Annotated in this window: 19 protein-coding genes; 9 read left to right on the top strand and 10 right to left on the bottom strand. The window is 64.6% G+C overall.

Annotated features, from left to right (window positions below):
- The first annotated feature begins 47 nt into the window (after window positions 1–47).
- A complete protein-coding gene (locus tag EAE28_RS17290) occupies window positions 48–836 on the top strand; it encodes an enoyl-CoA hydratase (protein ID WP_127108587.1) in 789 nt (262 codons plus the stop codon).
- A 118-nt stretch (window positions 837–954) separates the two neighbouring features.
- On the opposite strand, the gene purB is transcribed toward EAE28_RS17290, so the two are convergent.
- Window positions 955–2,256, bottom strand: a complete 1,302-nt coding sequence (purB, locus tag EAE28_RS17285; protein ID WP_127108577.1) for an adenylosuccinate lyase — start codon at window positions 2,254–2,256, stop codon at window positions 955–957.
- Between the two features lie 91 nt (window positions 2,257–2,347).
- On the opposite strand from purB, the gene EAE28_RS17280 reads away from it, so the two are divergent.
- Window positions 2,348–3,376, top strand: a complete 1,029-nt coding sequence (locus EAE28_RS17280; RefSeq protein WP_127108575.1) for an NAD(P)/FAD-dependent oxidoreductase — start codon at window positions 2,348–2,350, stop codon at window positions 3,374–3,376.
- On the opposite strand, the gene EAE28_RS17275 is transcribed toward EAE28_RS17280, so the two are convergent.
- Window positions 3,364–3,726, bottom strand: coding sequence for a D-galactarate dehydratase (locus tag EAE28_RS17275; RefSeq protein ID WP_127108573.1), 363 nt, complete (start codon window positions 3,724–3,726; stop codon window positions 3,364–3,366). The genes EAE28_RS17280 and EAE28_RS17275 overlap by 13 nt on opposite strands.
- A 147-nt stretch (window positions 3,727–3,873) precedes the next feature.
- On the opposite strand from EAE28_RS17275, the gene moaA reads away from it, so the two are divergent.
- The 5 genes from moaA (at window position 3,874) to EAE28_RS17250 (ending at window position 8,855) form a co-directional block, all read left to right on the top strand.
- On the top strand, window positions 3,874–4,884 hold the full coding sequence (gene moaA, locus EAE28_RS17270; protein ID WP_127108571.1) for a GTP 3',8-cyclase MoaA: 1,011 nt from the start codon (window positions 3,874–3,876) through the stop codon (window positions 4,882–4,884).
- Between the two features lie 190 nt (window positions 4,885–5,074).
- Window positions 5,075–5,848 (top strand): metal ABC transporter ATP-binding protein, encoded by a 774-nt coding sequence (locus EAE28_RS17265; protein ID WP_127108569.1) that lies wholly within the window; start codon window positions 5,075–5,077, stop codon window positions 5,846–5,848.
- Window positions 5,841–6,944: a metal ABC transporter permease gene (locus EAE28_RS17260; RefSeq protein WP_127108567.1), complete on the top strand. Its 1,104-nt coding sequence runs from the start codon at window positions 5,841–5,843 to the stop codon at window positions 6,942–6,944. Before EAE28_RS17265 ends, EAE28_RS17260 begins: the two co-directional genes overlap by 8 nt.
- Window positions 6,937–8,079, top strand: coding sequence for a metal ABC transporter permease (locus tag EAE28_RS17255; RefSeq protein WP_220443963.1), 1,143 nt, complete (start codon window positions 6,937–6,939; stop codon window positions 8,077–8,079). Before EAE28_RS17260 ends, EAE28_RS17255 begins: the two co-directional genes overlap by 8 nt.
- Before the next feature lie 2 nt (window positions 8,080–8,081).
- Window positions 8,082–8,855, top strand: a complete 774-nt coding sequence (locus EAE28_RS17250) for a sulfite exporter TauE/SafE family protein (protein ID WP_246022419.1) — start codon at window positions 8,082–8,084, stop codon at window positions 8,853–8,855.
- Between the two features lie 3 nt (window positions 8,856–8,858).
- Here the strand turns inward: EAE28_RS17250 and EAE28_RS17245 are convergent, their stop codons facing one another.
- The 8 genes from EAE28_RS17245 to EAE28_RS17210 form a co-directional block, all read right to left on the bottom strand.
- Complete coding sequence (locus EAE28_RS17245) at window positions 8,859–9,836, bottom strand: alpha/beta fold hydrolase (RefSeq protein ID WP_127108563.1); 978 nt, start codon at window positions 9,834–9,836, stop codon at window positions 8,859–8,861.
- A 104-nt stretch (window positions 9,837–9,940) separates the two neighbouring features.
- The gene (locus tag EAE28_RS17240) at window positions 9,941–10,213 is read right to left on the bottom strand and encodes a hypothetical protein (protein WP_127108561.1); all 273 of its coding nucleotides are present in this window, start codon (window positions 10,211–10,213) and stop codon (window positions 9,941–9,943) included.
- A complete protein-coding gene (locus tag EAE28_RS17235) occupies window positions 10,213–11,397 on the bottom strand; it encodes a phosphoglycerate kinase (RefSeq protein WP_127108559.1) in 1,185 nt (394 codons plus the stop codon). The genes EAE28_RS17240 and EAE28_RS17235 overlap by 1 nt, the downstream gene beginning before the upstream one ends.
- 80 nt (window positions 11,398–11,477) lie before the next feature.
- A complete protein-coding gene (locus EAE28_RS17230) occupies window positions 11,478–12,896 on the bottom strand; it encodes an aldehyde dehydrogenase family protein (protein ID WP_127108558.1) in 1,419 nt (472 codons plus the stop codon).
- Between the two features lie 125 nt (window positions 12,897–13,021).
- A complete protein-coding gene (locus tag EAE28_RS17225) occupies window positions 13,022–13,747 on the bottom strand; it encodes a proteasome-type protease (RefSeq protein WP_127108556.1) in 726 nt (241 codons plus the stop codon).
- Window positions 13,748–13,807: 60 nt separating this feature from the next.
- Window positions 13,808–14,614 (bottom strand): transglutaminase family protein, encoded by an 807-nt coding sequence (locus tag EAE28_RS17220; RefSeq protein ID WP_127108554.1) that lies wholly within the window; start codon window positions 14,612–14,614, stop codon window positions 13,808–13,810.
- Window positions 14,611–15,564, bottom strand: a complete 954-nt coding sequence (locus EAE28_RS17215; RefSeq protein ID WP_127108552.1) for an alpha-E domain-containing protein — start codon at window positions 15,562–15,564, stop codon at window positions 14,611–14,613. The genes EAE28_RS17220 and EAE28_RS17215 overlap by 4 nt, the downstream gene beginning before the upstream one ends.
- A 16-nt stretch (window positions 15,565–15,580) precedes the next feature.
- Window positions 15,581–16,993 carry a circularly permuted type 2 ATP-grasp protein gene (locus tag EAE28_RS17210; protein WP_127108550.1) on the bottom strand — a complete coding sequence of 471 codons (1,413 nt, stop codon included), beginning with the start codon at window positions 16,991–16,993 and terminating at the stop codon, window positions 15,581–15,583.
- A 438-nt stretch (window positions 16,994–17,431) separates the two neighbouring features.
- On the opposite strand from EAE28_RS17210, the gene EAE28_RS17205 reads away from it, so the two are divergent.
- Both EAE28_RS17205 and EAE28_RS17200 read left to right on the top strand, forming a co-directional pair.
- A complete protein-coding gene (locus EAE28_RS17205) occupies window positions 17,432–18,001 on the top strand; it encodes a hypothetical protein (protein WP_127108548.1) in 570 nt (189 codons plus the stop codon).
- 26 nt (window positions 18,002–18,027) lie between these two features.
- Window positions 18,028–19,794 carry a methyl-accepting chemotaxis protein gene (locus tag EAE28_RS17200; RefSeq protein WP_164736689.1) on the top strand — a complete coding sequence of 589 codons (1,767 nt, stop codon included), beginning with the start codon at window positions 18,028–18,030 and terminating at the stop codon, window positions 19,792–19,794.
- The last annotated feature ends 467 nt before the right edge of the window (window positions 19,795–20,261 follow it).

The raw sequence follows: 20,261 nt of genomic DNA, 5'->3' as shown, positions 1-20,261 counted from the left end.
CGGTTCGGCAGGGCCTAAGGTCAGGCAAAGCCAAGAGGAGGGCAAGAATGCGCGATGATCTGGTGCTGTGTGACGTAGCGGAACAGGTGGCGGTGGTGACGATGAACCGCCCGCAGGCGCTGAACGCGCTCTCGGACGGGCTGCTGGCGGCGCTGACCGGGACGCTCTCAAGCCTTGGCGCGCGTGAGGAAGTCAAGGCCGTGGTGATCCGCGGGGCGGGCAAGGCGTTCTGCGCCGGGCATGACCTCAAGGAAATGCAGGCGGGCCGCGTGGCCCCGGACAAGGGGGCCGCCTATTTCGCCGATCTCTTCACCCGCTGCGGCGCGCTGATGCAGCTGATCCCGACCTTGCCGCAGCCGGTCATCGCGCAGGTCCATGGCATCGCCACAGCAGCGGGCTGTCAGCTCGTCGCCAGCTGCGACATGGCCGTCGCGGCCGAGGATACACGCTTTGGCGTGAACGGCGTGAACATCGGCCTCTTCTGTTCGACCCCGATGGTCGCGCTCACCCGCAACCTGCCACGCAAACAGGCTTTCGAGATGCTGACCACCGGCGAGTTCATCACAGCCTCGCGCGCCCGCGATCTCGGCCTGATCAACCGCATCGCTCCGCCCGAGGACCTCGAGGCCGCAACCCTGACCCTTGCCCGAACCGTCGCCGCCAAGCTTGGCGCCGCTGTGCGCATCGGCAAACGCGCCTTCTACGACCAGATCTCGCTACCGCTCGATCAGGCCTATGCCCACACCGGCGCGGTGATGGTTGAGAACATGTTGCTGCGCGACACCGATGAAGGCATCACCGCCTTCATCGAAAAGCGCAAACCCGACTGGGCCTGAGCCAAACGCGCTTCAACTTTATGCCCTAAATATCCCGGGGGTAGGCCGACAGGCCGTAGGGGGCAGCGCCCCCTGCGCGCGGCGAGGGGGCTCGATGCCCCCAAGCCGCGCCACCACGTCACCCAAACACGCGCTTGAAGATCGTGTCGACATGTTTGGTGTGGTAGCCAAGGTCGAACTTCTCGTTGATCTCCTCGGGGCTCAGCGCCGCTGTGACCTCGGCATCGGCCAGCAGTTCCTCGCGGAAATCCTTGCCCTGTTCCCAGACCTTCATCGCGTTGCGCTGGACCAGACGATAGCTGTCCTCGCGCGACACACCGGCCTGCGTCAGTGCCAGCAACACACGCTGCGACATCACCAGCCCTTTGAACTTGTTCATATTGGCCAGCATGTTGTCGGGATAGATCACCAGTTTTTCGATCACGCCCGCCAGACGGTTCAGGGCGAAATCCAGCGTGATCGTGGTATCAGGGCCAATCGCGCGCTCAACGGACGAGTGCGAGATGTCGCGCTCGTGCCACAGCGCGACATTCTCCATCGCGGGCACCACCGACATGCGCACCAGACGCGCCAGACCGGTCAAGTTCTCGGTGAGCACAGGGTTGCGCTTGTGCGGCATCGCGGACGAGCCTTTCTGGCCCGCGCTGAAGAATTCCTCCGCTTCCAGCACCTCGGTGCGCTGCATGTGGCGGATTTCGATGGCGACGTTTTCGATCGACGAGGCAATGACACCCAGCGTGGCAAAGAACATCGCGTGACGATCGCGCGGAATCACCTGGGTCGAGATCGGCTCGGGGGTCAGGCCCAGCATCTTGCAGACATGCTCTTCGACCGACGGGTCGATGTTGGCAAACGTCCCCACAGCGCCGGAAATCGCGCCCGTTGCAATCTCAGCCCGCGCCGCTTCCAGCCGCGCCTTTCCGCGCGCCATTTCGGCGTAAAAGCGGGCGAAGGTCAGGCCCATCGTTGTGGGTTCGGCGTGGATGCCGTGGCTGCGGCCGATGCGGACGGTGTCCTTATGCTCGAACGCGCGGGTTTTCAGCGCGGCCAGCACACGGTCCATTCCCGCCAGCAGGATGTCGGCGGCACGCACCAACTGCACGTTCAGCGTGGTGTCCAGCACATCCGACGAGGTCATGCCCTGATGCACGAACCGCGCGTCATCCGCGCCGATATGCTCGGCCAGATGGGTCAGGAAGGCGATGACGTCATGCTTGGTGACCGCTTCGATCTCGTCGATGCGCGCGACGTTGAATTCCACGTCCTTGGCTTTCCACACGGCCTCGGCATTGGCCTTGGGGATCACGCCGATGGCGGCCTGCGCGTCGCAGGCGTGCGCCTCGATCTCGTACCAGATCTTGAACTTGGTCTCGGGCGACCAGATGGCGACCATCTCGGGGCGGGAATAGCGGGGGATCATGGGCAATCCTTATCGGTTTTGCGGGCTTGGCGGCCTGATAGACCCCGCGCGCGAGGCGTGCAAGTCTTGGGGGCGGTAACGGAGGGTTGTCATGCGAATCGCGGTGATCGGCGGTGGTATTCTGGGCGCGTCGGTGGGCTGGCATCTGGCGCAGGGAGGTGCGCGGGTGACGGTGTTCCACGCGGCAGCGCCCGGCGCGACCGAAGGCTCGTTTGCCTGGATCAACGCCAGTCTGGGCAATGATCCGGCCTATCGCCGGTTGCGTGTGGTCTCGATGGCTGCGTGGCCGCGATTGGCCGCAGCCGCGCCGGGCACCGGGTTTCAGGCCTGCGGTGGTTTGATGTGGGACGCGCCCGAGGCCGAGCTGCGCGCCTATGTCGCCGGGACCGAGGGCTACCCGTTGCGTCTGGTCGATGCCGATGAGGCGCGCGCATTGGAGCCTGCCTTGCGCCAACCGCCCGCGCTGGCGGTGCATGCGCCGGGCGAGGGGATGGTCGAGCCGGTCGCCGCTGCCGCTGCGTTGCGTCGGGGGCTGGAGGTCGTGCGGTCAGAGGTCGCGCTGGTCGAGGTCAAGGGACGCGCGGCGCTGCGGGTAGCAGGGGCCGTGCGGGCTTACGATGCGGTGGTTCTGGCGGCGGGTGCGGCAAGCGCCGGGCTGCTGGCACCGCTGGGGCTGGCGCTGTCGATGCACGCGCCTTTGGGGATGCTTGCGTGGTCGCGTCCGGTGGCGCGCCTGCTCAACGGCCTGGTGATGATGCCCGACATGCACATCCGCCAGACCGATGAAGGCCGGATCGTGCTGGGCGAGGATTACGGCGGGGCCGATCCGGGGATCGATGCCGAAGCGAAGGCGCGGGCGATGCTGGCGCTGGCCTCCGAGCGTCTGGACGGGCCAGCGCTGATCTTCAACCACGTCACCCTTGCCGGACGCCCGACGCCGGGAGACGGGCGCCCCGCTGTCGGGGCTTTGGCAATGCCGGGGTTGTGGCTGGCCCTCAGCCACTCAGGCGTGACGCTGGCTCCGGCGATTGGCGCGATGCTGGCGACGCAAATGCTGACCGGCGCGCGCGATCCGCTGCTGGACCCCTACGCGCCGGACCGGTTGGTTCAGTTGACGTAGACCCGCAGTGTGGCCAAAGCGCCGAGCGGCAAACCCAGACGTTGCATGGCCTGAAGCGAGATCTGGCTGCCCGACGAGGCTGCGGCCCCGCTGGGGCGCAGCTCGACCTCCGCCGTTGCGCCGGATGCGGCAACGACGCGACCCGTCCGCGCACTCTCGACCAGTCCGGTCTGCACCCACATGCCCTGACCACCGGCAACGCCGAGCCCGGCGAGGGTTTCGCCCAGAAAACCGTCGGCGGCGGGGGCCGGAGCCTCGACCACCGTGGCATCTGTCAGGCCCACACCGGGGCGCGTCTGAGGGCGCAAGACGTCATCGCCAGGGGCTTCGTTGACCATGACATCAGGCATGGCTGCGCTGTCCGGACGGGCCAGAGAGCAGGCGGAGAGGAGAAGGATCAGGGGCAAGGTACGCATGGGCTAAAGAGTAGCGCTGGCAGGGGTCTGCGGCAAGGCGCGTCCCTTGCCAGTCACGCAGACGCGCACTAGCTTTGCCACATGGACAGCCAGCCCCCCCTCATCGACCCCTTCGCCCGCGCCATTCAGTATCTGCGCGTCTCGGTCACCGACCGCTGCGATTTCCGCTGCACCTATTGCATGGCGGAACACATGACCTTTCTGCCCAAGAAAGAGCTGCTGACGCTGGAAGAGCTGGACCGGCTGTGCACGGCCTTTGTCGGCATGGGGGTCGAGAAACTGCGCATCACCGGCGGTGAGCCCTTGGTGCGCAAGGGGATCATGACCTTCTTTGAGGGCATGGCGCGGCATCTGCAAAGCGGCGCGCTGAAAGAGCTGACACTGACCACCAACGGCTCGCAACTGGCGAAATTTGCTCAGCCGCTGGCGGATGTCGGCGTGCGGCGGGTGAATGTGTCGCTTGATACGCTGGATGACGCCAAATTCGCGCAGATCACACGCTGGGGACGGTTGCCGCAGGTGCTGAGCGGGATCGAGGCGGCGCGCGCGGCAGGGCTGCGGGTGAAGATCAATGTGGTGGCGCTGAAGGGCTTCAATGAGAGCGAGCTTTTCTCGATCGTCGACTGGTGCGCGGCCGAGGGCCATGATCTGACCTTTATCGAGGTCATGCCGATGGGCGACATGAGCGAGGAAACCCGGCTCGATCAATACTGGCCGCTCAAGGATCTGCGCGCGCGTCTGGCCGAGCGGTTCACCCTGACCGATCTGGCCGAGCGCACCGGGGGGCCTGCGCGCTATGTGCGGCTGGAAGAGACCGGGCAGAAGATCGGCTTCATCACCCCGCTGACGCATAATTTCTGCGAAAGCTGCAACCGGGTGCGGCTGACCTGCACGGGCGAGCTGTACATGTGTCTGGGGCAGGAAGACATGGCCGACCTGCGCGCGCCGTTGCGGGCGTCGGAAGATCCGGCGGTGATCAATGACGCGATCCGCGCCGCGATTGCGCGCAAGCCCAAGGGGCATGACTTTGACTACTCGCGTCAGGGCGTCGTCGGGCAGATGAGTCGTCACATGAGCCATACCGGCGGGTGAGGGGTTTCGCCCTCGGGCTTTGGCGCTTTCAGCGCCGCGCCTTCGGGCGACCGGGCAGGGGGGCGTTGCCCCCCTCTTTGCTGCGCAAATTCACCCCCCAGGATATTTTCAGACAGATGATAGGCGCGCGCTTTAGCCGCTTTCCTTCCGGCAAGCGCTTGACTAGCCTCGCGCCGAACCCGGAGCGCGCATGACCGATCTGCACGAACCCCATATTGCCTGCCATGTCGAGGATCTGACCGTCAGCTACCGCGAGCGGCCGGTCTTGTGGGATATTGATCTGGATATTCCCCCCGGCGTGATGGCGGCTATTGTCGGGCCGAACGGGGCGGGCAAGTCGACGCTGATCAAGGCGGTGCTGGGGCTGGTGCCACCGGTGGCCGGGCATGTGCGGATCTTCGGGCTGCCGGTGGCCAAGGCGCGGCGGCGGATCGCCTATGTACCGCAGCGGCAATCGGTGGACTGGGATTTTCCGGCGACGGTGCGTGATGTGGTGCTGATGGGGCTTTACGGCCAGCTCGGCTGGCTGCGCCGACCGGGGCGGGCCGAGAAGGCCAGAGCGATGGCGGCGCTGGAACAGGTCGGCATGCAGGATTACGCCGCGCGGCCGATCAGCCAGCTGTCAGGCGGGCAGCAGCAGCGGGTGTTCATCGCGCGGGCGCTGATTCAGGAGGCGGATCTGCTGTTTCTGGACGAGCCCATGGCGGGGGTGGACGCGGTGACCGAGGCGGCGATTGTCGCGCTGCTGAAGGCGCAGCGTGATGCCGGGCGCACGGTGGTGGTGGTGCATCACGACCTGCAGACCGTGGCGCGCTATTTCGACTGGCTGGTGATGCTCAACCAGCGGATCATCGCGCAAGGTCCGGTGGCCGAGGTCTATACCGAGGCCAATCTGCGCGCGGCTTATGGCGGGCAACTGGCCCTGATCGGCACCTTGCGCACCGCCGAGACTCCTGATGCTTAGCCCGACACTGATCACCGTCGCGCTGGCCGCTGCGATGATCGGTGCTTTGGCCGGGGTGTTGGGCACGTTCCTGGTGCTGCGCGGGCAGAGCCTGCTTGGGGATGTGATCGCGCATGCGTCCTTGCCGGGGGTGGTGGCCGGGTTCCTGATCTCGGGCGAGCGGGGGTTCGTGCCGATTCTGGCGGGGGCGCTGGTGTCGGGTGCGCTGGCCGGGCTGTCGGTGCAGTTGCTGCGACGCGGGGCCGGGGTGAAGCCGGATGCCGCCTTGGGCAGCGTGCTGAGCCTTTTCTTCGCGCTGGGGGTCGTGCTGCTGACGGTCGCACAATCACAGGGCGGGTCGGCGGGGCTGACAATGTTCCTGTTCGGACAGGCGGCCTCGGTCCTGCGGGCGGATCTGCTGCCGATGGCGCTGGTCGGCGGGACGGTTTTGCTGGTGCTGGTGCTGTTGTGGAAGGAATTTCAGCTGGTTGCCTTTGATCGCGAGGCCGCGCGCGCGCAGGGTCTGCCGGTCGAGCGGCTGGAGGTTCTGCTGACCCTGCTGACCGCTGTGACCATCGTGCTGGGCCTGTCGCTGGCGGGCGTTGTGCTGATGGTGGCACTGCTCATCGCGCCGGCGGTGGCCGCGCGGCAATGGGTGCGCGGGCTGGCACCGATGGTCTGGCTGGCGGCGCTGATCGGCGCGCTGGCCGGGAGCGGCGGGGCGGTGATCTCGGCCATGGGGCAGGGCGTGGCGACGGGGCCGGTGATGGTGCTGGCCGCTGTGGCGCTGACCGCACTGTCGCTGCTGTTCGCGCCTGAGCGGGGCCTCGTGGCGCGGTGGCGGCGGCAGGGCGCGGCGCGGCAGGCTTTGCACGGGCGTCAGGTTCTGGCGGCGTTGCGCGGGTTGGAGGGCGATCATGCGACGCCCGAGTATGCCAGTGACGAGGCGATGTTGAAGGCCTATCTGGGCACCGACGCCGGGCCCGCGCTGGCGCGGCTCTATCGCGACGGGCTTATCCGACCCGCCGAGCGTCTGGCGCCCGAAGCGACGGCGCGGCGCTGGGAGTTGACCGAAGACGGGCGGCGCCATGTTGACGAGGGCGGCCGGCATGCTTGATTCCGTGGCGCTGATGATCCTTGGCACGGGGGCGCTGGTGGCGGTGTCAGGCGCGCTGCTGGGCACGTTTCTGGTGCTGCGTGGCGAGGCAATGGCGGGCGATGCGATCAGTCATGCCATCGTGCTCGGCATCGTGCTGGCCTGGATGCTCACCGGTGCGCGCTCAGGGCCGCTGGCCGTGGGCGGAGCGGTGCTGGCCGGGGTCGCGGCGGTGTTTGGGGCGCAGTTGTTGGCGCGCAGCCGGCTGCTGGGCAATGACGCCGCGACGGGGATCGTGTTTCCGGCCATGTTCGCCTTGGGCGTGCTGCTGATTAACCTGAACGCGCGCAACCTGCATCTGGACCCCGACACGGTGCTGTTGGGCGAGATTGGCTTTGTCTGGCTGGATACGGTGACGCTGTTGGGCATGGACTGGCCCGTGGCCGGGGTGACGTTGGCGGCGGTTGGGCTGGTGAACCTGCTGTTTGTCGGGCTGTTCTGGAAAGAGCTGAAACTGGCGGCTTTCGACCCCGGTCTGGCACAGGCGCTGGGGTTCCGGCCCGCACTGCTGGGACTCGGGCTGCTGGCGCTGACGGCGGCGACGGCGGTGGCCTCGTTCGACGCGGTGGGGGTGGTGCTGTTTCTGGCGTTCCTGATCGTGCCGGCGGTAACGGGGCGGCTGGTTGCGGCCTCTACCGGCGGGATGATGGGATTGGCGGTGCTCAGCGGGGTGAGCGCCGTGGGCATCGGCTATGTCGGGGCGGTGCATTGGGACGTGTCGCTGGGCGGCTCGATGGCGGTAGCAACGGGCTTGGGACTGGCTGTGGCGCTCGTGGCCTCGCCCCGGTCGGGCATGGTGGCGGCGTTGATCCGGCGACGGGCGATCCGTGAGGAATCGCTGGTCGCCGTGCTGCTCGCCCATCTGGCCGCGCATGAGGGCACGGAACGCGCGGCCGAAGAATGCACGCCCGAAGCGCTGGTTGAGCACTTGCGCTGGTCGCCTGATCAGGCGCAAACGGTGCTGGTAACGGCGCTGGAGCGCGGGGTGATCCGCCGCGACGGCGCGCGCCTGTCGCTGACCGAGGCCGGTCGTGCCCTCGCCCGCGCCGAGGCGCTGCGCCACGATCGCCGCCGGGCCCTGACCGAGGAGCGCTGAGCGTGGCTGACTGGACGATTTTTGCAACGCCGACGATGTTGTGGGTAACCTTGCTGGCCGTGGGGTTGGTGGGCCTGTCCAAAGGCGGACTGGGCGGGGCCTTCGCGCTGGCGGGTGTGCCGATCATGTCGCTGGTGATGCCGCCGGTTCTGGCGGCGGCGGTCTTGTTGCCGATCCTGATTATGATGGATGCGGTCAGTCTGTGGACATGGCGCGGCTGGCGCGACTGGAGCGTTCTCAAGGTGATGATCCCGGCTTCGCTGATTGGGGTGGGCATCGCCTGGGCTTTGGCGGCGGTGACGTCGGACGCAATGGTGCGGTTGCTGGTGGGCAGCGTGGCGCTGGCTTTTGTCGGACGCGCGGTGTTTGGCAAGTTCATCGGCGATGCGCCGAGCTACAGGGTAGCCACCGGCTGGCTGTGGGGAACGGTTGCCGGGTTTACCTCGTTCGTGGCGCATGCCGGGGGGCCGCCGTTTCAGGTACAGGTGCTGCCCAAAAAGCTGGATCCCAAGGTGTACACCGGCACCTCGGTGATCTTTTTTGCCGTGCTGAACGCGGTCAAGGTGATCCCTTACGCCGCCTTGGGCTTTTTCGAGACGCGCGTGCTGTGGTCGGCGCTGATCATGTTGCCACTGGCGGTGGTCACGGTACGCATCGGCGCGGCGATCATCAAACGGATGCGGCCCGAGGTTTTCTATCCCTTCACCTACGTGATGATCACGCTGGTCGGGATCAAGCTGGTCTACGAGGGGCTGGCCGGGATGCTGGGCGGCTGACCCTCAGCGCCCCGAGCGCCGCCGGACCCGGTTGATCGCGTCGATCACCGCTTGCGAGTGTGTGTGGTGCAACATGTGGCCGGCGCCGGGGATAACGGTCAGGTTGGCGCTGGCGACTTCGCCGACAAAGCGGCGGCTGTGGATGTCGAGGCCGACGATGGTATCCGCATCGCCGTGCAGCATCTCGATCGGCAGGGTCAGCGAGGGGTACTCGGGCTGCATCTGCACGATATAGTCGAGCAGGGCGTTGACCTGACGGTTGTTGTTTTCCTGCGATTCCCGGCGCAGGGACAGGCCCACGCCGAATTCCTCGCCGTAGCCGGCGGGGACGGCTTCGGGCTCGAACACCTTGTCCAGCGCCGCATTGATCGCGCTTTCGGTGGCGAACGCGGTGACGATAGCGCGGGCAGGGGTGCCAAGCGGCGTCTCGTTCAGCCCGTACCAAAAGCTCAGACCGCCCTCCCACGGCTCGCTCGCGGCGGCAACCAGCACCAGCCCGGCGGTGTCGCGCTGGTTTTGCAGCGCCCAAGCCAGCGCGACCGCGCCGCCATAGGAATGGCCGAGCACGATGGGACGGCGCACACCGACCTGTTCGACCGCGTCATGCAGCACGCGGGCCTGAAGGCGCGGGTCGCTGTCCGCGTCGCCCCAGCTGTCGGACCAGCCAAGGCCGGGACGGTCGACGGCGATGATGCGGTAGTCATCTTCCAGCAGCTCGACCAGATCAAAGGTGAAATCGCGCAAGTTGCCGTTCGCGCCGTGAATCAGCACCAGATCGGGCGCCGTACCCCGCTCGCGCCCGGTGACGAGGATATGGATGCGGTGCCCCTCGACCTCGACAAACTGACCGATTGGCGGGAAATCCTGCATCCACTCGCTTTCACGCCGGTCGGCGCGGTTGTCGACCAACGCGGCGCAGCCAGCAAGCGCGATGACGGCGACAAGCGTGGTGACGGTCGTAACGGAGGCAGGAAAGGGCATGCATGAACTCGACGTTGCGGGGGCTACGGGACTGATACGAGGATCGGCCCCGCGAGTTTCACTTAGCGCAAGGCCGCCCAGGTTCCAGTTTCACAACGGAACTGTCACGACGCAAGACGCCCCGCACGCCCGCCGCGCCTGCCCGCGCCACCCGCAACGGGCGTAGCCGCTGCGGAGAGCAGGATGCTCATCGGGTGTTCAGCCGGGTAGCCAGGCCGTGCGATCAGGCGGGCTGCCACCGCGGGCTGGTCCACCTCGGGCGGCAGGCTGAGCGCCCAGTCGACAAGGATCGACCGGCATTCGCCGTCCGAGATCCCGTCGATCTTATAGGCTTCACGGATCAGGCCTTTGGGGTCGTCGGGATCCCGGTTTTCCATCAGTCCTCCAGAGCTTTGACGCCGGGCAGTTCTTTGCCTTCCATCCATTCAAGGAAAGCACCGCCAGCAGTTGAGATATAGGTAAAGTCGTCAGCCGCCCCGGCACGGTTCAGCGCGGCCACGGTGTCGCCTCCGCCCGCGACCGAGACAAGTTTCCCTGCCTTGGTCAGCTCTGCAGCCGTGCGCGCGGCGGCGTTGGTCGCGGCATCAAACGGCTCCATCTCGAACGCGCCGAGGGGGCCGTTCCAGATCAGCGTATGCGCGTCTTCAAAAATATCGGCCAAAGCCGCAACGCTGGCAGGACCGGCGTCAAGAATCATCGCGTCGTCGGGGCACACTGTGACCACCTCATGCGGGGCATTCGCCCTGAACTCGCGCGCGACGACCAGATCGACGGGCAGCACGATGCGGCAGCCGACCACGTCGGCCTTTTCAAGGATCTCGCGCGCGGTGTCGGCCAGATCATGCTCGCACAGCGATTTGCCGACCGGATGCCCCTGCGCGGCAAGGAAGGTGTTCGCCATCCCGCCGCCGATCACCAGATACTCGACCTTGCTGACCAGATTGCCCAACAGCTCCAGCTTGGTCGAGACCTTGGCCCCGCCCACAACCGCCACAACCGGACGTTGCGGGTTACCGAGCGCGGCATCCAGCGCCTTCAACTCGGCTGCCATCAGCCGACCGGCGAAGGCGGGCAGTAGTTTTGCGATGCCTTCGGTCGAGGCGTGGGCGCGGTGCGCCGCAGAAAAGGCGTCGTTGACATAGACATCCCCCAAAGCGGCCAGCGAGGCGGCCATCATCGGGTCGTTCTTTTCCTCGCCCGCGTAGAAGCGGGTGTTCTCAAGCAGCAGCACATCACCCGGCTGCATCGCCAGAATGGCGTCCTTGGCCGGTTTGCCGATGCAATCGCTGGCAAAACTCACCGGCTTGCCCAGCCGCGCGCTCAGCGCGGGACGGACGGCTTCCAGCGACATTTCGGGCACGACCTGTCCTTTTGGGCGGCCAAAATGCGCCATCAGCACCACTTTCGCGCCAGCCTCGCTCAGATCGCGGATGGTCGGCAGGACGGCGTCGATGCGGGTAAAGTCGCTGACCTCGCCGTTCTCGAACGGCACGTTGATATCGACGCGAACCAGCGCGGTTTTTCCCGCGAAATTCAGTGAGTCGAGGGTTTTCCAGCCCATGATCTGCTCCTTTGCCTGTACCCCTGAGTGATGCCCGCGCCGCGCGTTATCGTCAACCGCAGGCAGAGGCACCGGCAGGGTCATTCCCAGCCGACGATGCCTTTCACCTCACAAAAGTCGCGGATACCCCAATCGGCGTATTCGCGGCCATTGCCCGACTGTTTGTACCCGCCAAAGGGGGCAAAGGTGTCCCAGTCAGGCCCGTTGAGGTTCACGGTGCCAGCCCTGAGCAAACGCGCCAGTGCACGCGCGGGTTCCTGTGGGCCTGAGATATAAGCCGCAAGGCCATAAGGCGTGTCGTTGGCCATGGTCACGGCGTGGTCGAGGTCGTCATAGGGCAGGATCGACAGCACCGGGCCGAAGATTTCCTCTTGCGCGATGCTCATTTCATTGGTGACCCCGGCAAAGACCGTCGGGCGCACGAACCAGCCGCGGTTCTGGGTTTCCGGGCGGCCCGTTCCGCCCGCGGCGAGCTGCGCGCCTTCGTCGATCCCCGCCTGAATGAGCCGCTGGACCTTGTCCCAGTGCTGCTGCGAGACCAGCGGCCCCATAGTGGTGCCCTCATCGCCCGGATCGCCGGTGATGACCTCGGCAGCTGCCTCGGCCGCCACGGCGGCGGCGCGGTCGTGCAGATCACGCGGGACCAGCATGCGCGTCGGCGCGTCGCAGCTTTGGCCGGTGTTGGCAAAGACAGCCTCGGCCCCGGCTTTCACGGCGGCGTCGAAATTGTCATGCGGCAGGATGATGTTGGGGGACTTGCCGCCCAACTCTTGCGCCACGCGCTTGACGGTGGGGGCGGCGGCGGCGGCAACGGCGGTGCCCGCGCGGGTCGAGCCGGTAAAGCTGACCATGTCCACATCCGGATGCGCTGACAGATGCGCGCCAACATCGGTGCCCAAGCCGTTGATCAGGTTGAAAACCCCGGTCGGAACGCACGCCTCGTGGCAGAGCTCGGCGAACAGCAGCGCAGACAACGGCGCGATTTCCGAGGGTTTCAGCACCATCGTGCACCCGGCGATCAGCGCGGGCGCCACCTTGCACACGATCTGGTTCATCGGCCAGTTCCACGGCGTGATCAGCGCGCAGACGCCGATGCCTTCGTGCACGATCCGCGTGCTGCCGCGCATCTCTTCCCACGGGAAGCTCTCGGCCGCTTTCAGCGTGCTTTCCAGATGGACCTGACCGGCCCAGGCCTGCGCCTCGCGCGCCCAGGTGATCGGCGCGCCCATCTCCAGCGACATGGCCAGCGCGACCTCTTCATAGCGCGCGTTATAGGCGTCGAGCAGGCGCGCAACGACCGCGATCCGCTCAGACACAGGGGTGAAGGTCCAGGCGGGGAAGGCGGCGCGGGCGGCGGCGACGGCGGCGTCAGCGTCGGCGGTCGAGCCGAGCGCCAAGTGTCCAAGGATCTCTTCAGTCGCCGGGTTTTCAATCGGCATCCGGCCCGCGCCCAAGGGGGCAACCCACTCTCCGTTGATATAGAAACGCTCGGTCTGCATGGCGCCCTCGCTGATCGGTTTTCAGCATCCTAGGCGGGGCAGATGGGGCAGGGCAATGCCATCTCCGACACGGCAGGGGTCAGGAGCGCCCCCCGCACACGGATTGAGCGTTCGGCAGGCAGGCCTCAGATGGTGATCTTCAGGAACCCGTCACGCAAGGCGTTGGACCAGGCCTGCGACATGGCGCGGAAATCCTCGTCATTCGGCTCGATCCGCTGCTGGGCACTGATCCGGCATGCGTCCTTGGCGATCACAGCGAAGTCGAGCGGCATGCCAACGGACAGGTTCGAGCGCAGCGTCGAATCCATCGACAAGAGCACCGCCTTGCGCGCGTCTTCCAGTGTGGTGTCGGGGGTCACGACGCGGTCCAGAATCGGCTTGCCGTATTTATGCTCGCCGATCTGCAGATAGGGCGTGTCTTCGGTCGCTTCGATGAAGTTGCCTTCGGGATAGATCAGGAACATGCGCATCGCGCCGCCCTTGCGCTGCCCGGCCAGGATCATTGACGCGGCGGTCGAGACCTTGCTCATCTCCATCTTGGAATTGATGTCGTGCCGGACCGAGGCCAGCGTCGCGCCAACGATCTCGGCCACGTCCAGCATCGTATGCGCGGCCATGATCGAGGCATCCTCGGCGGTATCGGGATGCTCGATCGCTTCGCGTAGACGGGCGATTGTGGTTTGCGTGACCGACAGGCTTCCAGCGGTCAACACTGTGATGCAGCGCTCGCCCGGTTCTTCGAACACGAACATCTTGCGGTAGGTCGCGATATTGTCGAGACCCGCGTTCGTGCGCGTGTCCGACAGCAGAACCATGCCAGCCTTGAGCAGCAATCCGACGCAATACGTCATGTGTCCGACGCGTTCCTTCTAGACGAGAGTCCGCCCCCAGACGGGGGCGGTCAGCCGTGCTTACTGCTGCGCTTGTGCAATCGCAACGGCGATCTCCATCGTCTCGGTGCCCGGACCGCGGGCGATGCCCCGGATCGGCGCAGCGGAAACCGCGTCGCTGCCGCTGCCCAGCCTGATATACCGCTCATCGGGGCAGCATTCATTGGCCGGATCGAAGCCGACCCAGCCAAGGCTTTCTACCCAGATCTCGGCCCAGGCATGCGCCGCTTCGTGGCTTTCGCCCTTGGCATCGGTGAACAGATACCCCGACACATAGCGCGCCGGCAGATCACGCACGCGGGCGCAGGTAATCAGCGCATGCGCCTGATCTTGACACACGCCCGTGCCCAGCGCCAAAGCCTCGGCTGCGGTGGTCGCGGAACTGGTCGAGCCGGGGGTATAGGCGATCGCCTCGGACACCACGCGCGACAGATCATGCGCCAAGGCCAGCGGACTGCTGCCGCTGGCTGTCTGGGCCAGATCGCGCAGGGCAGCGTCGGGGCTGGTGGCAAAGGTGTCGCCCAGCCACGCGACCGGCGGGATCATCTCGCGCTGGCCGCGCAGAATGCCGGACTGGTCGGTGGTGGTGATGTCGCCGGTGACCGTGACAGTGATCTGATCAACGGGGCCCAGAACCGTCCAGGCCTGAATCTCGTCGCCGGCCCCATCGCGAAAACACCCGCCGCGCAGGCCATCGCTGACTTCGACCTTCCAGGCGTTCTCGATCTGGTTCTGACAGATCGTTGGCCGCAGCCGATGACTTTGCACCACGGCGCGGACCGGCTGATCATAGAGATAGGTGGTGACGTGGTTTACGAGCAATCTCATCGCGTGTCCCCGCTCAGATACGACTCATGGACCTTCAGTGCCAGATCCCCGGCCTCGCCGATAAAGCGGGTCAGGAACTCGTGCAGTCCCTCGTCAAAGATGATTTCGGTATTGGTTTCCGAGATGCGCGCCAGCATGTTGCGCGCCGCCGTCTGCGCCGGGGTCGAGCGGCGGTAAGCGCGGGCGAGGCGGTCGAGATGCTTGTTCAGCTCCTCGACGCAAGTGATCAGGCCACGCGGCGTCTGCGGGTTCAGGATCAGAAAATGGGCGATCTTGGCGGCGGTCACTTCACCGCCATACGCCCAGTGGAAAGCCCGGTTCAGCGACATGGCGCGCAAGAGGGTGCGCCACTGGTAATTGTCCAGACCCGAGCCGATGAAACCCACACTGGGCAGCAGGACGTAATACTTCACGTCGAGCAGGCGCGCGGTGGAATCCGCCCGTTCCAGATAATACCCGATGTTGAGGAAATCCCAGCCATCGTTGCGCAGCAGCGTCGTTTCGATCGCCCCGCGTACCTGCGCGCAATGGCGGCGCGTCCATTCGGTCAGACGGCTCAATGACTGTTCTGAGCGTGCTTCGCGCTCGATCTGCCGCAGTTCCTGAAACGCGGTGTTCAGCGCGTCCCAGACCTGCGTGGTCAGTGCGGTGCGCACGATGCGCCCGTTTTCCCGTGCCGCCACGATGCAGGAGGCAACCGACGAGGGGTTCTCGTGGTCAAAGAACAGGTGGCTCTCGATGTTGCGCTGCACCGGGTCACCGTATTTCGCCTTGAAGGCATCAGCGGTGCCACCGGCGTGCAGCAGGGCTTCCCATTCGTTGCGATACCCTTGTTCCGAGTTGGGCAGCATCGCGATGCGCGCGCCCACTTCCAGCAGACGGGCGGCGGTTTCGGCGCGCTCCATGTAGCGGGCCAGCCAGAAAAGATTGTCAGCGGTTCTGCTCAGCATGCGTTCATTCCCCCGCTCATTCCGCCAGCACCCAGGTGTCCTTGACCCCGCCGCCCTGCGACGAGTTCACCACCAGCGAGCCTTCGCGCAGCGCGACACGGGTCAGACCGCCCGGCACCAGTTCGATCCGCTCACCGACCAGACAATAGGGCCTCAGATCGACGTGCCTTGGGGCGACGCCTTCCTCAACAAAGGACGGGACCGTGGACAGCGCCAGCGTCGGTTGCGCGATATAGTTGTCGGGGTCTTCGATGATCTTGTGGCGGAAGACCTCGATCTGTTCCTTGGTCGATTTCGGCCCGACCAGCATACCGTAGCCGCCCGAACCATGGACCTCCTTGATCACCAGATCCCCAAGGTTTTCGAGCACGTATTTGCATTCGTCGTCCTTGGCGCATTGCCAGGTCGGCACGTTCTGCAGGATCGGCTCTTCACCCAGATAAAAGCGCACCATTTCGGGCACAAACGTATAGACCGCCTTGTCATCCGCAACCCCGGCCCCCGGGGCCGAGCAGATCGACACGCCGCCCGAGCGGTAGACATCCATCAGCCCCGGCACGCCCAGCATCGAATCCGGGCGGAAGCACAGCGGGTCCAGAAAGGCATCATCCAGACGACGATAGATCACATCCACCCTGCGCGGACCCTCTGTGGTGCGCATCCAGACGTAGTCGCCCTCGACGAACAGATCCTGCCCCTCGACCAGTTCGACGCCCATCATGTCGGCCAGAAAGCTGTGCTCGTAATAGGCCGAGTTGAAATGTCCCGGCGTCAGGATCACCACATTCGGCTCATCGGGGCAGCGCAGCGGCGCGACCGAGGCCAGCGTGCGGCGCAGCAGTTCGGGATAGGCCTCGACTGGCTGAATGCGGTTCTCCACGAACAGGTCGGGGAACATCCGCATCATGATCTCGCGGTTTTCCAGCATGTAGCTGACGCCCGACGGCGTGCGGCAGTTGTCTTCCAGAACGAAGAAGTCATCCGGCCCGGTGCGCACCAGATCAATGCCGACGATATGGCTGTAGACGCCCTTGGGCGGACGGATCCCCGCCACGGCCTTCTCATAAGCCTCGTTCAGATAGACCAGCTTTGCGGGAATGCGCCCGGCGCGCACGATTTCGCCCCGGTCATAGACATCCGCCAGAAAGGCGTTCAGGGCACGGGCGCGCTGTTTGATGCCGCGTTCCAGCCGCGACCATTCCTGCCCGCTGAAGACGCGCGGGAACATGTCGAAGGGGATCAAACGGTCAGGATCGCCGCCCTCGCCATAGACCGCGAAGGTGATGCCGATCCTTCGAAACAGCGCTTCGGCCTCGGCTTGTTTCAAATTGCGCAGGTCTGCCGGCATCTGGTCGACCCAGTTCTGCAACTGCGCATAGGGCAGACGAACCGTTCCCTGGTTCACCATCTCATTGAAGTAGGCTGTCATGTTCGGTGTCCCCTTTGGCCATAACCTTAGACGATCCTTCGTCGGCGGCAATGGTTAGTCATTGCGGCGATTTCTCGTGCGAAATGGCCGAGTAATGCGTAAATATTGGGCGGAATATCGTCGATTTGATTTATTAATGGTCATAATGCGCCTGTATTACGGGCAGTTAGAGCGTATCGGACCACGGTGAAAGGGCCAGCGCAATTTCGCGATTGTTGCCGGATCAAAGGACAATCGCGCCAATGTCCGGGGGCGATTCCGCTGCGATGCCGCTTTGACCATTAACCCTTTTGTTCTCCCGCAATCGCCTTGCGCCAGCGCGGTGGCGCGCGGCGTTCCCTTCACAAGGATGGTGCGAATTAACGGCTCGGCAAGTGTTCGGTCCTAGGCTGCGAATCGCTCCGGATCGCGGGGCGTTGCGTGGAAGGAACCACTGGCATGAAACATATCGCACTCGCCCTTTGCGCGGCCACCTGGGCGCTGCCCGCAGCGGCACAGGATCTAAGCCAAGCGATGCAAGCGTATTATCAGGAACATCTGCAACTCTGGACGCAAGACCCGGTGATCATCGCTGCACTGCGCGCCCAGAACGCGATGACCAGCACCTATTCTGCGGATCAGGTCGCGGCGCTTGACCGGGACTGGCAAAGTGAGGTGGGCCATGCCTCCATGCCCACCGTCGACCCCGTGCTGAACAACGCCGCCGCCGATTTCCTGCGACAGCAGGTCGAAGCGTCGCGCAGCCGGATTACGGAAGTCATCCTGATGGACGCGATCGGGCTCAATGTCGCCGTCACATCGATCACCTCTGACTATTGGCAGGGCGATGAGGACAAATATTCCGCCACGTTTCAGATTGGCCCGGACGCCGTCCACTTCAGCGACATCGAGCTGGATGAATCCACCGGCCACTATCAGGGCCAGATTTCCTTCAGCGTGGTCGATCCTGCAAACGGTGAGCTGGTCGGCGCGATGACCGTCGGCGTCGATGCTGAACTTCTGATGTGATCATCACTGAACTTGGGGGTCGCGTAATGCGCTCATCTGTTAAAATCTCGCTTGCTGGAGCCCGTAACCTGCGTGTTTCGCTCTTCATCAAGATCACGGCGATGATCGCATTGTCGACCCTCACAGTCGTCGCCGCGAATCTTGCGTTCGGCTATCGGACGACCAACCATCTGGGCATGCTCAATCTCGAACAGAACGCCGAAGCCAGTGTGAACAGCTTTGCCTTTCGCGTTGCCAATGCGATCCGCTTCCAGGACTCTGCGAGTATTCAAGCGTTTGCGACGGATATGCGGGAGGCGCAAAACGGTGAATTGCTGGTCGTCGTGGTCACCAACACCGAAGGGGCCATTCTCTCGACCGAGGGTTCTGCGCCGCAGGCTCAGCTCGACCAGCTTGCCCAACTCGCCGCCGCGGCCGAAGAGATCCAGATGACTCTGCGCGACGACGCAACCTTGACGGTCGCCGTTCCCATCTTTTCAGGATCGAATGGCGATAATCACGTTGGCGCCGTCGCCACAGTCTGGTCCACGCAAGAGGCGTTAATGCGTGCCCATAGCAACGACTGGCAGATCTATTCTACGGCGGCCGCAATTCTGGCCGTGATGATGCTGGTGTCGGTCTTCGCCGTCCGGCGAACCATCGCTCAGCCCATGGAGCGTTTGGGGCTGTCTCTGGCCGACATCGCGCGCGGCGAATACCATCAACCGCTACCTGAACTGGGCCGCGGCGATGAGATCGGTGACTTCGCCCGCCATATCGGGGATCTGCGCGAAGGATTGCGCATTGCGCATGAGGAAGAGCTCGCGCGCGAACGTGACCGCGAGATGCAGATGCGTGTTGTCTCTGCGCTGCGTGACGGGCTTACCGCGCTCTCCAATCAGGATCTTACCAACAGTATCACGACGCCCTTTGACCCGCAGTACGAGGCGCTGCGGACGGATTACAACGCAACCGTCGCGTCCTTGCATGAGACGGTTGTCAACGTGATCAGTTCGGTCGGCGAAATGCGCCAAGGTGCAGATGAGATGGCCGGGTCGGCTGACAACCTGTCCCAGCGTACCGAGACACAGGCCGCAACCCTTGAACAGACCGCCGCCGCGATCCAGCAGATCAACACGCGCGTCACTGAAACCGCAACCAACGCGCGCAAAGCCGAAGAAATCGCCCGCGGCGCCCAGCAAAAGGCGCAGGTCAGCGAACCGATCGTGCGCGAAGCTATTGAAGCCATGGCTTTGCTGGAAAAAACATCCTCCCAGATCGCGCAGATCATCACCTTGATTGACGATATCTCGTTCCAGACAAACCTCTTGGCCCTGAACGCGGGGGTTGAGGCGGCGCGCGCCGGCGAATCCGGTCGCGGCTTTGCCGTGGTTGCAACAGAAGTGCGCGCGCTCGCTCAGCGGTCGTCCGATGCAGCCCGCGAAATCAAAGAGCTGGTCACGGGCAGCACCGAGCAGGTAAACCATGGGGTGGATCTTGTCCGCCGGTCTGGCGCCGTCCTGTCCGAATTCGCCAGCGAGGTCGATGATATCGCAGGCCTGATGTCGGTTGTGGCACAAGCGGCCGACGATCAGGCGCATAGCGTTACCGAGATCAATGTAGGGGTCAGTCAGCTCGACAGCGTTACCCAGCAGAACGCGGCAATGGTGCAGGAAACGACCGCCGCCATTCACGTGCTGCGTCAGCAGTCCCTTGATCTTGCAGATCTCTTGCGCAAGTTCCAACTGGATAGCGGACCACGGTCGCGCGCCGGTGATCAAATGATCCCCGTTCCGCGCCGCGCCGTCGCGTAAAATGGGCCCTGACACCTGAAAACATGACTGATTGAAACAGGGATTTTGTGCAACGGATATCGGGCCGGGAGTAGTTCTGGGAATGAAGACATCATTGAATTGCCCGGAGGCACCGAAGGGCTTTCTCGCGAGCCGGCAGGAACGAAATGCGCGACGCATGCTGGAGAGAACAAAAGTCTGAGTTCATGCTGGCACCCCTGACGACTCAAAAGGGGACGTCCTGGTGATGAAATGAGAGAAACCCTGGACCGCGCGCCGAAGGCGAACCAATCAGGGCGGAAGGTCGCTACCTTGCGGCACCTATCCTCGGACCACCCTAAACCTGATAGCGTCGCTGAAAATCTGCGCCTACCATGATGAGCACAGAGATTGCAGCTACGCATGACCGACTGAGCTGCTCCCCAAAAATCGGACAGTGACGGAAGCTACGATCTGACGTCTGCTGGTCTCCAAGAACGAGGAGATCA

Origin of the sequence: Pararhodobacter zhoushanensis, assembly GCF_003990445.1 — a bacterium.
GTDB lineage: Bacteria > Pseudomonadota > Alphaproteobacteria > Rhodobacterales > Rhodobacteraceae > Pararhodobacter > Pararhodobacter zhoushanensis.
The sequence above is the reverse complement of the archived record's forward strand: the minus strand, read 5'-3'. Positions and strand labels throughout refer to the sequence as shown.